General features: G+C 61.0%; 14 protein-coding genes. 5 read left to right on the forward strand and 9 right to left on the reverse strand.

What is annotated here, in order from left to right; all coding sequences use genetic code 11:
- Positions 1-11: 11 nt before the first annotated feature.
- The 3 genes from tssC to tssA are packed head-to-tail and all read right to left on the reverse strand — an operon-like array spanning position 12 to position 3,599.
- On the reverse strand, positions 12-1,487 hold the full coding sequence (tssC, locus tag QU606_RS21680; RefSeq protein WP_024075954.1) for a type VI secretion system contractile sheath large subunit: 1,476 nt from the start codon (positions 1,485-1,487) through the stop codon (positions 12-14).
- 26 nt (positions 1,488-1,513) lie between these two features.
- Positions 1,514-2,011, reverse strand: a complete 498-nt coding sequence (gene tssB / locus QU606_RS21685) for a type VI secretion system contractile sheath small subunit (protein WP_069076343.1) — start codon at positions 2,009-2,011, stop codon at positions 1,514-1,516.
- Between the two features lie 34 nt (positions 2,012-2,045).
- Complete coding sequence (tssA, locus tag QU606_RS21690; protein WP_304997502.1) at positions 2,046-3,599, reverse strand: type VI secretion system protein TssA; 1,554 nt, start codon at positions 3,597-3,599, stop codon at positions 2,046-2,048.
- Between the two features lie 477 nt (positions 3,600-4,076).
- Between tssA and QU606_RS21695 the strand changes: the two genes are divergently transcribed.
- Positions 4,077-4,592, forward strand: a complete 516-nt coding sequence (locus tag QU606_RS21695; protein WP_024075957.1) for an Hcp family type VI secretion system effector — start codon at positions 4,077-4,079, stop codon at positions 4,590-4,592.
- A gap of 53 nt (positions 4,593-4,645) precedes the next feature.
- Here QU606_RS21695 and QU606_RS21700 read toward each other — a convergent pair whose 3' ends face one another.
- Positions 4,646-5,467, reverse strand: coding sequence for an aldo/keto reductase (locus QU606_RS21700; RefSeq protein WP_102624757.1), 822 nt, complete (start codon positions 5,465-5,467; stop codon positions 4,646-4,648).
- Between the two features lie 106 nt (positions 5,468-5,573).
- On the opposite strand from QU606_RS21700, the gene QU606_RS21705 reads away from it, so the two are divergent.
- Positions 5,574-6,068, forward strand: a complete 495-nt coding sequence (locus tag QU606_RS21705; protein WP_150054552.1) for a DUF1543 domain-containing protein — start codon at positions 5,574-5,576, stop codon at positions 6,066-6,068.
- Positions 6,069-6,149: 81 nt separating this feature from the next.
- On the opposite strand, the gene QU606_RS21710 is transcribed toward QU606_RS21705, so the two are convergent.
- Both QU606_RS21710 and dapF read right to left on the reverse strand, forming a co-directional pair.
- Positions 6,150-7,361 (reverse strand): YgcG family protein, encoded by a 1,212-nt coding sequence (locus QU606_RS21710; RefSeq protein ID WP_304997503.1) that lies wholly within the window; start codon positions 7,359-7,361, stop codon positions 6,150-6,152.
- Positions 7,362-7,474: 113 nt separating this feature from the next.
- Positions 7,475-8,284 carry a diaminopimelate epimerase gene (dapF, locus tag QU606_RS21715; protein WP_304997504.1) on the reverse strand — a complete coding sequence of 270 codons (810 nt, stop codon included), beginning with the start codon at positions 8,282-8,284 and terminating at the stop codon, positions 7,475-7,477.
- A 78-nt stretch (positions 8,285-8,362) separates the two neighbouring features.
- On the opposite strand from dapF, the gene QU606_RS21720 reads away from it, so the two are divergent.
- Positions 8,363-8,881 (forward strand): AAA family ATPase, encoded by a 519-nt coding sequence (locus tag QU606_RS21720; RefSeq protein WP_304997505.1) that lies wholly within the window; start codon positions 8,363-8,365, stop codon positions 8,879-8,881.
- Here QU606_RS21720 and QU606_RS21725 read toward each other — a convergent pair.
- The gene (locus QU606_RS21725; protein ID WP_304997506.1) at positions 8,859-10,463 is read right to left on the reverse strand and encodes a murein L,D-transpeptidase; all 1,605 of its coding nucleotides are present in this window, start codon (positions 10,461-10,463) and stop codon (positions 8,859-8,861) included. The genes QU606_RS21720 and QU606_RS21725 overlap by 23 nt on opposite strands.
- 39 nt (positions 10,464-10,502) lie before the next feature.
- On the opposite strand from QU606_RS21725, the gene QU606_RS21730 reads away from it, so the two are divergent.
- On the forward strand, positions 10,503-11,216 hold the full coding sequence (locus QU606_RS21730; RefSeq protein WP_024075964.1) for a murein L,D-transpeptidase catalytic domain family protein: 714 nt from the start codon (positions 10,503-10,505) through the stop codon (positions 11,214-11,216).
- A 29-nt stretch (positions 11,217-11,245) separates the two neighbouring features.
- Complete coding sequence (locus QU606_RS21735) at positions 11,246-11,992, forward strand: creatininase family protein (RefSeq protein WP_024075965.1); 747 nt, start codon at positions 11,246-11,248, stop codon at positions 11,990-11,992.
- A 67-nt stretch (positions 11,993-12,059) separates the two neighbouring features.
- On the opposite strand, the gene QU606_RS21740 is transcribed toward QU606_RS21735, so the two are convergent.
- Positions 12,060-12,401, reverse strand: a complete 342-nt coding sequence (locus tag QU606_RS21740; protein ID WP_024075966.1) for a hypothetical protein — start codon at positions 12,399-12,401, stop codon at positions 12,060-12,062.
- Between the two features lie 36 nt (positions 12,402-12,437).
- Positions 12,438-13,082, reverse strand: a complete 645-nt coding sequence (locus QU606_RS21745; protein WP_024075967.1) for a hypothetical protein — start codon at positions 13,080-13,082, stop codon at positions 12,438-12,440.
- Positions 13,083-13,139: the final 57 nt, after the last annotated feature.

Genomic DNA, 13,139 nt, shown 5'->3' on the forward strand with positions numbered 1-13,139 from the left:
CTGGTGCCTGATCATTCTTTGTCGAGCTTGCCGACCAGGGACAAGGTGAAATCCGCCCCCATGTACTTGAAGTGAGGTCGCACACTGAGGTTGACGCGGTACCAGCCAGGTTCCCCGTCGACGTCACTGACGACAATACGGGCGGCTCGCAGCGGACGCCGGCCGCGCACTTCGGCGCTGGGGTTTTCCTGGTCCGCCACGTATTGGCGAATCCACTTGTTGAGCTCCAGCTCAAGATCGGTGCGCTCCTTCCACGAACCCAGTTGTTCGCGCTGCAGCACCTTGAGGTAATGGGCCAGCCGGTTGACCACCATCATGTACGGCAACTGGGTACCCAGGCGGTAGTTCAGCTCGGCCTCCCTGCCCTCGGCGCTGGTGCCGAAGTACTTGGGTTTCTGCACGGAACTGGCGGAGAAGAACGCGGCATTGTCACTGCCCTTGCGCATGGTCAGGGCAATAAAGCCTTCCTCGGCCAACTCATATTCGCGACGATCGGAAACCAGCACCTCGGTAGGAATCTTGGTTTCGATTTCGCCCATGCTGTGGAAGTGGTGCAACGGCAGGTCCTCCACCATGCCACCGCTTTGCGGACCGATAATGTTCGGGCACCAGCGAAACCGGGCGAAGCTATCGGTCAGGCGCGTGGCGAACGCGTAGGCAGTATTGCCCCACAGATAGTGTTCGTGGCTGTTGACCACGTTTTCCTGGTAGGCAAAGGTCTTGACCGGGCACTCCGACGGGTCGTAGGGGGTGCGCAGCAGGAACCGTGGCACGGTAAGGCCGATGTAGCGGGCATCTTCGCTCTGGCGAAAGCTCTGCCACTTGGCAAACTGGGGGCCTTCGAAATGATCCTTGAGATCCTTCAGGTCGGGCAGCCCGGTAAAGCTTTCCAAGCCAAAGAACCCCGGCCCGGCAGCCGCGATAAACGGCGCATGGGCCATGCAGGCCACGCTGGAAACGTACTGCATCAGCTTGACATCCGGCGCGCTGGGCGAGAGGAAGTAGTTGGCAATGATGGCGCCTACCGGCTGGCCGCCAAACTGACCGTATTCGGCACTGTAGATGTGTTTATAGAGCCCGGACTGGTTGATTTCCGGCGAGTCTTCAAAATCATCCAACAGGTCCTGCCGCGCGACATTCAGCAGTTCGATCTTGATGTTCTCGCGAAAATTAGTGCGATCGACCAGCAACTGCAGGCCCTTCCACGCGGCTTCAAGCGCCTGGAAATCCGGGTGGTGGAGAATTTCGTCCATCTGCTGGCTGAGCTTGGCATCGATTTCGGCGATCATCCGATCGACCAGGCGTTTCTTGACCGGCTCACCGCTGTTGTGCGGTTTGACCAGCTCTTCGATAAACGCCGAGACCCCGCGCTTGGCGATGCCATACGCCTCGTCGTCAACCGTCAGCAGCGTCTGGGCAATAATGTTGTCAAGGATGCCGCCGTTGTCATCCGTTGATGTGGCCAGCGGTTTATGTTGTGCGCTCATCGTTCAGTGTCCTTTTCCTGAAAAAGTCATACGGTGGAACTGCCCAGCCCCAACTCGGCCAATACCCGTGCACGGGATTCATCATTGGCCAGGGCTTGCTCGATGGCCTTGCGAAAGCTCGGCGTATTCCCCAGTGGCCCCTTCAATGCCATCAACGCTTCACGCAGCGTCATCAGCTTTTTCAGTTCGGGAATCTGCTCCACCAGGCTTGCGGGGTTGAAGTCCTGCATCGAATTGATCCGCACCTGTATGCCCAGCTCTTCAACGTCGGGCGCGTCCTGGAGGCGATTGGGCACGCTGAGCGTCAACTCCAGCGCTTGCTTGGCCAGCACCTCGTCCAGGGTGTTCTTGTCGATACTGATCGGCTTGCGGTCTTCCAGCTTGCGCAAGTCCTCACGCTGGGTGAAATCCCCCAGTACCAACAACTTCAACGGCAGTTCAACTTCTTCCTGTGCGTCTCCAACGGCAGGTTTGAAGGTGATATTGATGCGTTCCTTGGGTGCTACCGAACCTTCTTTGGCCATGGTCTATCTCCTTTTTTTCGAGCGGCTCGAAAGCCTATTCAAGTACCGCTTCCAGGTCGAAGTGGCACAACCTGCGATGGGTGTCTTCCTTGCGCTCCCGCACGGCATGGCTTTGTGGCAACAGGTCGCAGCAGCGATACAGCAACTGCGCCACCTGCAGCGCCAGGCCAGGCTCCCAACGGTCCAGCCCCGCCTGCTGCAGTTCATGATCCAACTGTTCAAGCTGGATTCTCGCCAGCTCGTACTTGCCGGCCAGTACACACAACCGGGCCTGGGCCAAACGCCAATGGAAGCGCGCTCGCTCGCCGCGTGCGGCATGCAGGCCCTGCCTGAGTTCCCCGACGGCGGCCTTGAGCCCGTCCTTGCGCAACCGTGCCATGACGTCCTGCAACGCCCTCTCCCACGGCTCGGCGTCGGCATCGATCGATATCTGCGAGGGTGAGGTTCTTTGCAGATGGCGATTCACCTGCAGCGCAATCCAGTCGCGAGTCGCAGCATCCGCAAACGGAACGCCGTCGTGAAAGCAGAACCCGAGGAGGTTCGGCAGGCGTTGCAACAACAGGGCGAGGCTGACTTCCACCTCGGACATCGCCAGATGAGCCTGCAGCGCCTCGAGGCACTCCCACTGCATGCGCAAACCGTCGAACCAGAACATCGCACTGGCCAGGCTCGCTTCAAGCTCAAGCACCAGGTCGGCGTAATGACCTTGGACAAAACGCTCCTGGTAACGGTTGAGCTTGTCGGATGTGGGGCCACGCAGGCTGGTGATCCCTGCACTGTCGGCGTCGGGGTAACTGACCAGGGGCAGCCAGGCCAGCGTACGGCCCAGGCGCAATGCGCGCAGGTCTGTAGCGTCCTGGCGCAGCCACCAGGTACACAATGGGCGAGCCTGGTCCTGCAGGGTGCGAAGTCGCTTATGTGCGTCTTTTTCGTTATCGATTGCAGCTTCCGGCTTGAGCAATTGAGTCGCTGCCTGCTTGACCTGTGCAACGACCGCCGTCACACCGGCCGGCTCGGGACCGCATTGCGCCGTGCGCGCCAGGCGCTCTGATAATTGCCTGCGAATCGGCAGAAGGAGTGGCGCGTCGCTTCCCAGGCATGCGCTCCAGCATTCATCCAGGCTGGAAAGGTGTTCAAGGATGGCTTGGAACAGGGGTTGCTGATCCGCGATTGCAAGGGTTTGCGCAAACAAGGGCTCAAGGCGCAGCACCAGCCAGCCGAAAGCTGCGCCACGGGTACGCATCTTGGCGGGGTGGACAGCCGCCCAATGCTGTTCGCAAAGATGACGCAACAGGCCCAGGCCTGCCAGCAAACCAGGAAAGGATTCACGCTGGTACAACGCCCAGGTCAACCATGCCGCGACCCGCAAATCCTTGGAATGCTGACGCAGCACGCCTTCGCTGATGACCCTGACGAGCTGCCAGTCTGGCTGGCTGCCGCCGTGGATCGATTGGGCCTTGGCCAGCTCGGTTTCAAGGGCTTCATATTCGCTGGAGAAGCGCACTTCACTGCCGGCATAACTTGCATCTGAACATGGCGTTCGGGCGACCTCAAGGTAATAAGCGCAAAGCGTGTCTGAGTAAATCATTTTTAACCGCGCACGATTATCCAAGATAGGACCGGCGAACTAACTGCGTATTGGCTGCGCACCAGTAAGCCATGAAGCTTCGTGAAAAACGTGACGAAGCGAGCGAACATTAGTCACGCAAAAAACATTCAGCAAGCAACATGCGCCTACTTAAGGAATTTCCTACAATCACCATAAAACCTGGCCTGCGCAGCAATTTGCGCAGTTTAATCCGTTGCAAAATGCCCTGACTGCTCGCGCTTCATTGATTAGAGCGGCTCAAACAGAACAAGCAACTAATTGCGCACTTAAGCGCAAATACCAGCCGTTAATATCGCCCCCGCCTCCCCGCAACTTATAAAATACAAGCGCACGCCACATCGAACCCCTTATTTCATTGGAGTTCCAACTTTCAGGCACGCTTCTTGTTATAGGGGTTTTGCCCATCCGGCCCGTCGCCGAATGGAACTCCCTATCAATAAGGCAAGGAAACCCGACATGCCAACACCCGCGTATCTTTCTATTACCGGTGTCAAGCAAGGTTTGATAACGGCAGGCACTTTTACCCAGGACTCGGTAGGTGGCATTTACCAGGAAGGTCATGAGGACCAGATTCTCGTGCAGGCGTTTGCTCACCAGGTAATCATTCCCCGCGACCCGCAATCGGGCCAACCGACGGGGCAGAGGGTGCATAAACCGTTGATGATCAGCAAGGTCTTCGACAAGTCATCGCCGTTGCTCTTCAGCGCCCTCACCAGCGGCGAAGAGGTCAAGTGCCGACTGGAGTGGCTGCGGACCTCAGCGGCAGGCACGCAGGAGCACTACTTCACCATCGAACTCGAAGGGGCGACCATCGTCGACATCCAGTCGCGCATGCCCAATTGCCAGGACCCGGACAACGCGCATTTCACCCACCTCGAAGACGTCTACTTCAGCTATCGCAAGATCACTTGGACCCATGAGGTCTCCGGTACATCCGGCTCGGACGACTGGCGCAGCCCGGCGGCCGGCTGACCCGGCCTGATGCGCAAACGGCTGCCAGGGACGGCGCCGTTTCTGCGCGACACTCAGACCATCGCCAGGGGGTGCTTGCGCTTGGGCGCGCCGAACACCCGGTCGATGGCCTCCAGATCGTGTTCATCCAGCACCAGGTTCGCGGCGCTGGCGTTAAGGCGCACGTGTTCGGGCGTCACGGCCTTGGGGATGGCAATCACCCCCTCCTGGCGCAACACCCACGCCAAGGCCACCTGGGCAGGCGTGACCTCATGAAGGTGAGCGATGTGCTTGAGCGTCTGGCTGGATAGCAGCCCACCCCCCTGGGCAATCGGACAATAAGCCATCAATGGCAAGTGATGCTGTTGCCACCATGGCAGCAAGTCGAATTCGATACCGCGCTCTTCAATGTTGTAGAGCACCTGGTTGGTGGCACAGGCCGGGGAAGCAAGTTCCTGCAGGTCGGCGACATCGAAATTGGACACACCCCAGCGGCCGATTTTGCCGGCTTCTCGCAGCCGCTCGAAGGCCTCGACCGTTTCTTCAAGGGGATACTGGCCGCGCCAATGCAGCAGATACAGATCGATGTAATCAGTCCCCAAGCGCCGGAGGCTGGCCTCGCAAGCACGGGGGACACCCTTGTGGCTGGCGTTATGGGGGTAGACCTTGCTCACCAGGAACACCTGGTCACGCTTGCCGCGAATGGCCTCGCCGACCACCTCCTCGGCCCCCCCTTCGCCGTACATTTCGGCGGTATCGATCAGGGTCATGCCCTCGTCGATCCCCAGTTGCAACGCGGCGACTTCGGCGCGGCGCTGGTCGGGGTTCTCGCCCATGCGCCAGGTTCCCTGGCCGATGACAGGGACGGGAACGCCGGCCAGATCAATGGTTCGCATGACAATCTCCTGATGAGTTCGCGGGTTAACAGTGTGGCATTGGCCGGACAAAAGGGTTCAATCGAAGTATGGTTGCCCTTTGCCAAGCTGCCAGGAAGGACCTGCAATGCTGTTTGTCGTGATGCTCGGGGGCAAGCACCCTCGCGCCCGGATCGAAGTCCATGATGTGGTATTCGCCGTGGCGGATACGTTGGAAGGCACTTACCCGCAATTGCGCGACGCCTGGTTTGGCAGCCCCAAGGGTGTGCATATCGATGCCTGGATGGCCGTGGAGGGTGTCGATGGCTGGACAGTCGAGCTCAGCCCCCTGGCACCCCAGGCCGGGGCGCAACATCTGTATTTCATCAACCTGGGCGGCTATGAAGCCCACAGCTTTGGCGAAGCCCATCACTACCTGCTGGTGGTCGCGCCCAACAAACAGGCAGCCAAAGCCAAGGGTCAGCAGCAGATGCTGCGCCATTGGTCCCAGGCTCACACCGACGGGGTATTGGATATCGATGACTGCCTCCCCATCGACCTGGTGGACGGCCGCTATGTCCACCTTGTGCAGGGGCCGCACCGGCCAATCGTGCAGCAGAACGACTATATCGTGCTGCCCTGATCGCCGTGCTGGCTCACCTAAGGACGTGCACTGCAACTGCCGGAGCTCTCACCCAAGGTCGATGGGCTACGCGACTCGCGATCACCAACTGCCGGACGCCCCGCCACCGCCGCTGGAACCGCCACCCCCCGACGAACTGCTGCTGGAACTTGAGCTGCTGGCGCTCGAACCGGAACCGCTGCCCGAGCTCGATCCCGACCCAACGCAGACCTTGCCAAAGATAAACAGCGCCACGAATGAGGCAATCGGGATCGCAAACAGCCAGCCATCACGCCCGCGCTCGAACAGCACGCCCGCCGCCACGTACACCGCCACCGCCGCCAGCGCTCGCGCAACACATCCCACGCGGCTGCGTTTCCAGGCATCTTTCATGATGACAAACAGGATCAGGTACATCCCCAGCACCACCAATGCGCCCAGGGGAAACGCCAGCCAGTGAATGAAATCGACATCCACGTAACGATCCGTCACTACCAGCCCGGCAATGTAGGCCAGCAGGCCCAGCACGCCATAAAACACCGTGCGCGCCATCCACAATGCACCGAATGTGGCACCGCCGATCAGCAGGGTCAGCGGTAACAACAGTAGGTACACCGGCCAATCCCGACCACCGGCGAACACCGCCAGCAGCACCGTCAGCGCGACCGCGACCACCAGCGCCCGGCGCCAGGGCAGCTTGCCGGCGCTGATCAACACGCCGCCGATGGCGCCCACGATGAACGCCAGCAATACCGCGATTGCCGGAGGCGGCAGCCCCGGGCTGGCCACCTTCGGCAGGTCGCCCCCCTCGACCAGCACGCTGAGGTCGTCCACACCCTGTTGGATACCCCCCGCGTAGTCGCCCTGGCGAAACGCCGGGGTGATGTGTTCTTCGATGATGCGGTGGGCCAACAGGTCGGTGACGGTACCTTCCAGGCCATACCCCACTTCGATGCGCACCTTGCGATCGTCCTTGGCCACCAGCAACAGGATGCCGTCGTTGACGTCCTTGCGCCCCAGCTTCCAGGCGCGGAACAGTTGGTTGGTGAAGTCTTCGAGGCTGTCGCGGCCGGTGCTGGGTACCAGCAACACGGCTATCTGCGCGCCCTTGCGTTGTTCGAGGGCCGCGAGCTGGTCGGTCAGGCGGCGGATGGCCGTTGCATCAAGGGTATTGGTGAGGTCGATCACGCGCTGGTCCAGCGCGACCTTGATCGGGCTCGCAGGTGCCGTGTCGGCCTGGGCGGTGCTGATCAACAGGGTGACAGCCAGCAGGGCCAGCAGACTCAAGGCGGATCGCCGCAACCACAGCATCATGTTTTGTTACCTGAAGTGTCTTCCTTGGGCTGCCGACTTTACCCTATCGGCGCTAGACCGGGTGCAGCCCATGGCGTTGAGGCCCCAAATGAACCTGTCGGTACTCGGTACGCCTACACCGGAATCGCGTAGACCGTGCCTTGCATGATCGGCTCCACACGCCCGGTCAACAGCACGCCACCCTGCCCGTCCCACTGCACGGTGAGCGTGCCGCCGTCGCAGTGCACTTCAACCGTATCGTCCAGCAAACCACGGCGGATACCATTTACCACCGCCCCGCAGCAGCACGATCCGGAACCCAGCGGTACACCGCCGCCCCGCTCCCAGATGCGCAGGCGGATATGGCGGCGATCCAGTACCTGGACAAAATGAACATTGGTCCGGGCCGGGAATATCGGGTGAACTTCCAGGGCGGGGCCCAGCGCTTCGACGTCGACGGCAGCGATATCCTCGACAAAGAACGTGCAGTGTGGATTCCCCATGCTGCACGCGGCCGGGCTGCCTTTGATCGGCAAGGTTCGGGTATCCAGCGGCTCGGCGAGCGGCACTGCGGCCCAGTCCAGCAATGGCGCGCCCATATTGACCGACACCCGCTGCCCCGCCACCCGCACGCACGTCAGCAACCCGCGCTCAGTGCGCAATACGATCGAATCGGTGCCGGTTTCCTGCATCAAGCGGTCGGCCACCCCCCGAGTGGCACTGCCACAGGCCTCAAGGGGCGTGCCATTGGGGTTCCAGAACTTGATACGCGCAGCGGCATCGGCGCAGTCGAGCACCACGGCCAGTTGGTTGAAACCGATACCGGTGTGGCGATTGCCCAGGCAGCGGGCAACCTGCGCGGTGATCGGGTCTTCCTGGCCACGGCGGTCGATGATGATGAAATCATCGCCATGAGCATGCATTTTCACGAACGGCAAGGTCATGCTGGGCTCCTAGGGTCGACCGGTGGGTGAACAGGAGGATACCCTGAACCGGCCCTCCGGACTTATCGAGATAGAACCATGCTTATCGTCTTCAGCGGCCTTCCCGGAACCGGAAAGACCACCATCGCCCGTGAAATCGCGCGCCAGACTCGCGCGGTTTACCTGCGCATCGACGTGATCGAGCAGGCGATTCGCAATGCCGGCGTGCTGGCGGCAGATGTGGGCACGAGCGGCTATGGGGTGGCCAATGCGCAGGCGCTGAGTCATCTGCAACTGGGTCATACGGTGATAGCCGATTGCGTGAATCCGGTCCGGGAAAGCCGATCTGCATGGGCGAACGTGGCCACGCAGGCTAGCGTGGACGTGCTCGACATCCAGGTGATCTGCTCTGACCCACAGGTCCATCAACGCCGCGTGGAAACCCGCGCAGGCGACATCGCCGGCCTGGTTCCGCCCACCTGGCAGTCGGTCCTGGACCATGAGTATGAGGCTTGGGATGAAGCGCCATGGACCCTCGACACGGCGCTGCTGACGGTGAACCAGGCCGTCACCCTGGTGATTGCGCGCCTCGCGTCTACAGGGCTTGGGAACCCATAGCCTTCATCAACACCAGATCGCGCCCGTAGATATCCGGCGCATACACCAGCCCGCCCTGGCGATCCACTTCCACCGTCCAGTAGCCCAGTAACACCGGCACCGGCGTGGCCAGTCGGAATTCATGGGTCACACCCGTGGCCAGCAATTCATCGGTGCGGGCACGTTCCGCCGGCGTCACCAGCAGGTCGCGCAGCAGCAGCGGTTGCTCGACCCGCACGCAACCGGAGCTGAACGCGCGCGGGCCTTTGGTGAACAGTGGCTGGCTGGGGGTGTCGTGCAGGTACACCGAATACGGGTTGGGGAAGCGCATCACGATCTTACCCAACGGGTTGCGCGGGCCGGCTTCCTGGCGCAGCAGGATGTTGCCGGGGCGTGCCCAGTCGATCTGTTCGGGGGCCAGCGGGTGGCCTTCGGCGTCGAGCACTTGCAGGTTCTGCTGGCGCAGGTACTCGGGGTTGAGCCGAATCGCCGGGAGTTTGTCCTCACGCATGATGGTCGGCGGGATGGTCCAAGTGGGGTTGAGGGTCAGCCGGGTGATGCGCGATTTGAGCAGCGGTGTCTGGCGCTCGGCACGCCCGACTTGCAGGCGGGTTTGCCACACGGGAATGCCGCTCTGGTAAACGCTCAGTTGTGCGGCGGCCACGTTGACCAGCACGCCCTCGGGTTCCAGGTCCTGGCTCAGCCAGCGAAAGCGCTCCAGGTTGATGCGCAATTGTTCGCGGCGAATCGCTGGGCTGATATTGAGTTCGGCCACGGTGCCCGCGCCAATCACGCCATCGGATTGCAAGGAGTGGCTGAGCTGGAAGGCTTTGACGGCCGTGACCAGCTCATCCCGGTATTGCCTGCCGTTGCCGGCGGGAGCCTGGGCCAGGTAGCCGCCGCTGTATAAGCGCCGCGCCAATTCTGGAACCCGTGGGTCTTCCATGCCGGGGCGCAGCAACGGGCCGCTGGCGACCGCTTCCCAGTGCGGCAACGGTTGTTGGCGCGCCATGGAGTAAACATTGCGCAGGCTGCGATACAAGTCGGCGCTGGGACGGGCCTGGTCAAACGCCTGGGCCATATCGTGCAGGCCGGTGGCGGCAAACCCCAGCACTTCGGTGTTGGGGTCACGGGCGGGAGGCTGGGCATGCCACAGCGGTTCGAAGCGCGATTGTTGCAGGCGCCCGTAGTGCAGGTCTTGCAAGGCTTGCAGGTACTGGCGGCTGGTGTCGATATCGTTGCACAGCACGTTCGCCGTGGCATTCGCCGGGGGCAGGCTATAGTGGATGGGGTCCAGGCCGTCATCGGCCAGCATCAGCAACTGAGATTGCAGGGCCTGGCGGCGTTCGTCGGCGGACCACAGCGGTACATCACCCTGCTGCTGGTAGAACGCCTGCAGGCGCGATTGCAAGGCGGCGTCGATCCGGGGGGCAAGTTCGGGGCAGACCCCAGGCAACTGCGCAAGGGCCTGCTGTATGGGGGCCGAGTTGACCGGACTGGGCGCCGTCACTGGCAATGAATCCACCATCAGCGCGTCGGCTGTCGCGACCAATGGTGCAACGAGCAAGCAAATGCTCACGTAATATGCGTGTTTTTTGAACAATGGCTTTGCTCCAATCCACAGCGGGGGGATGTACTGTAGATGCTGACTTTTATGTGCCGTCTCGGCCTTATCACTGTGAGCCTGGCAATGTTGAGCAGTGTTGCGCTCGCCGCCAATGGCAACCCTCCTTCCTTGTATAACAGCCTGGCGCGCTCGGCTCCAGAACTCAATCCCACAGTACTGAAAAGCGCCCTGAGCGCCGTGCAGTGCGCGATCAATAATGGCGAGGAACGTTCCGAGCGCCTGGCTGTGATTGACTATTCCCAACCTTCGACCGCCCGTCGGCTGTGGATCTTCGACTTGCGCAAGAAAACCCTGGTGCTGCGCGACCTGGTGGCCCATGGCGCGAAGTCCGGGGAAAACTTCGCCACCCAATTTTCCAATCGCGAGGGCAGCCACCAGTCCAGCCTGGGGCTGTTCCGCACCCAGGAAAGTTACCTGGGCACCCATGGCTACTCGCTGCGCATGGATGGCCTGGAGCCGGGCTTCAATGACCAGGCCCGCGACCGCGCGCTGGTGATTCATGCCGCCGACTACGTAAGCCCGCTGTGGAGCAAGCGCGAAGGCCGTATCGGCCGCAGCCAGGGGTGCCCGGCAGTGCGCCCGCAGGTAGCACGCCAGGTCGTGGATAAACTCAAGGACGGGCAGTTCATGTTCTCGTGGTACCCCGACCAGCGCTGGTTGAAGTCCTCGACGTACCTCAACTGTAAACCCCAACAGGTGGCAAGTAGCCGTACAATCCGTGGCGGCTAACCTGTCCCACCGATAAAAGAGAGCGTCGCATGCTGCTACATAAGTCCACCTGGATCGAGATCGAGCAGTTCCTGGAGCGCAGTCGCACGGTAGTGATCCCCATCGGCTCCAACGAGCAGCACGGCCCCACGGGCCTGCTCGGCACCGACTGGATGTGCCCGGAGATCATCGCCCATCAAGCGCAAGAGAACGCCGACATCCTGATCGGCCCGACCTTCAATATCGGCATGGCCCAGCACCACCTGGGCTTCCCCGGCACCATCTCTCTGCGCCCTTCCACCTTTATTGCCGCGATTGGCGACTGGGTGCGCTCGCTGGCCGGGCATGGTTTCGAGAAGATCCTGTTCCTCAACGGCCACGGCGGCAATATCGCCACGATTGAAGCGGCCTTTTCCGAGCTGTACGCCGAAGCCAGCTACGCCCGCCGCCCGGCCGGGTTCGCGCTGAAGCTGGTGAACTGGTGGGACCTGGAAGGCGTCAACGACCTGGCCCATCGGCAGTTCCCGGTAGGTCATGGCAGCCATGCCACGCCGTCGGAAATTGCGGTGACGCAGTGGGCTTATCCGGAGTCGATCAAGACTGCCGCGTATTCGCCGCAGATCGCCAATACCGGGCCGATCCGTGAAGCACTGGACTTCCGCGCCCGCTTCCCCGACGGGCGCATGGGTTCCGACCCGGCCCTGGCGACGGTGGAGAAAGGCGCAGAATTGGTGGCGTTGGCGGCTCAAGGGCTGGTCAAGACGGTCGACAGCTTCAGCCACGAAGCAAAACCCTAGGCGTTACATCAATCAGACTGCGGGAGAGGGCAACCCCCTCCCACGCAAGGTCTTGCGTGATCAGTGATTACTGGCATTCCTTGGCGGCCAGTTCGAGGCGCGAAGGGGTGATAGTCGACGCCAACGGCTTGCGCTCATACAGGAATACCTTGGTGCTGTCCTGGGACTTGTAGGCTTCCAGCACATCATCGGCGGCGATCTTGCTGGTCAGCACCACCTTGGCGTGGCGCGAGTTCTGCGTCACGGTCGAGGTGATGTCGTGCTTTTCAAGCTTGGGCAATACACATTGCACATAGCCTTCGGGGGTTTTGGCGGTTTGCAGGGTCAAGCTCGGCGAATTCGGCGCGGAGACACAACCGGCCAGCAACAAAGAAGCGACAGCCAGAACCGGTACAAAAAAAGAGCGCATACAAAATCCTGAAAAATAGAAAAGGAAAAATTTACATCAACCTGCTTGGACCAGCGCCTTGAGCGATGCATCAAACTGCTTCAAGGCATCTTGTTGCACATCACGCTGCTGCTCGATCTGCGCCGCAATCTCCGGCGCGGCCTTGTCATGCACCCACACCGACGGCACTTGCTTGTGCACCGAACCTTCAGCCTTGGCAATGTATTGCAGGTTCGCATCATAGAACCGCGCAATAAACCGCGCCTCGACCTGGTCGTTTTGCTGGGTCAGCAACTGGTTATGGGTATCGAGCATCACCACGACATCAGGATGAGCCTGCACCAAGGCATCCAGGCTGTCGTAAAACGTCACCGACAGGAAGGTACCTTGCAGCGAGTTCATCAACCAGTCGATCGCCAGTTCAGGGTCGGAGCTGTTAACGAACGCCTCGCGGATACGTGCATCAAGGCTGCCCTTGGCACCGTTCATGGCCATCGTATGGTAGCGCTCAAGGTAGTTGAGGTTGTCGAGCGTATTTTCGCTGTACAGCACCCCAACCGACTGCGTGCGGCGCAGAGAGTCTACGCTAGCGTCGATAGGTAGCAAATGGCTGCTACGCAGGTCATCGGCAATTGCCGGGGTGGTCATGCCCACAACCCCCAGCATCAGGGTCATCATAGCCAGCTGGATAAACGTCCTCATCGCGCGATTTCCTTGAACGGCGTGTCGATGGGGATGATTTTCCGCTTTTCATGAAAA

Source organism: Pseudomonas sp. OVF7 (assembly GCF_030644265.1).
Taxonomy (GTDB): Bacteria; Pseudomonadota; Gammaproteobacteria; order Pseudomonadales; family Pseudomonadaceae; genus Aquipseudomonas; species Aquipseudomonas gorinensis.

Coding starts and splice junctions, on each gene's coding strand:
- dapF (WP_304997504.1), bottom strand. CDS start 8,284: ATGACCTTGCCGTTCGTGAAAATGCATGCTCATGGCGATGATTTCATC.
- QU606_RS21745 (WP_024075967.1), bottom strand. CDS start 13,082: ATGAGGACGTTTATCCAGCTGGCTATGATGACCCTGATGCTGGGGGTT.
- QU606_RS21700 (WP_102624757.1), bottom strand. CDS start 5,467: ATGCGAACCATTGATCTGGCCGGCGTTCCCGTCCCTGTCATCGGCCAG.
- tssA (WP_304997502.1), bottom strand. CDS start 3,599: ATGATTTACTCAGACACGCTTTGCGCTTATTACCTTGAGGTCGCCCGA.
- QU606_RS21710 (WP_304997503.1), bottom strand. CDS start 7,361: ATGATGCTGTGGTTGCGGCGATCCGCCTTGAGTCTGCTGGCCCTGCTG.
- tssC (WP_024075954.1), bottom strand. CDS start 1,487: ATGAGCGCACAACATAAACCGCTGGCCACATCAACGGATGACAACGGC.
- QU606_RS21735 (WP_024075965.1), top strand. CDS start 11,246: ATGCTGCTACATAAGTCCACCTGGATCGAGATCGAGCAGTTCCTGGAG.
- tssB (WP_069076343.1), bottom strand. CDS start 2,011: ATGGCCAAAGAAGGTTCGGTAGCACCCAAGGAACGCATCAATATCACC.
- QU606_RS21740 (WP_024075966.1), bottom strand. CDS start 12,401: ATGCGCTCTTTTTTTGTACCGGTTCTGGCTGTCGCTTCTTTGTTGCTG.
- QU606_RS21720 (WP_304997505.1), top strand. CDS start 8,363: ATGCTTATCGTCTTCAGCGGCCTTCCCGGAACCGGAAAGACCACCATC.
- QU606_RS21705 (WP_150054552.1), top strand. CDS start 5,574: ATGCTGTTTGTCGTGATGCTCGGGGGCAAGCACCCTCGCGCCCGGATC.
- QU606_RS21695 (WP_024075957.1), top strand. CDS start 4,077: ATGCCAACACCCGCGTATCTTTCTATTACCGGTGTCAAGCAAGGTTTG.
- QU606_RS21730 (WP_024075964.1), top strand. CDS start 10,503: ATGCTGACTTTTATGTGCCGTCTCGGCCTTATCACTGTGAGCCTGGCA.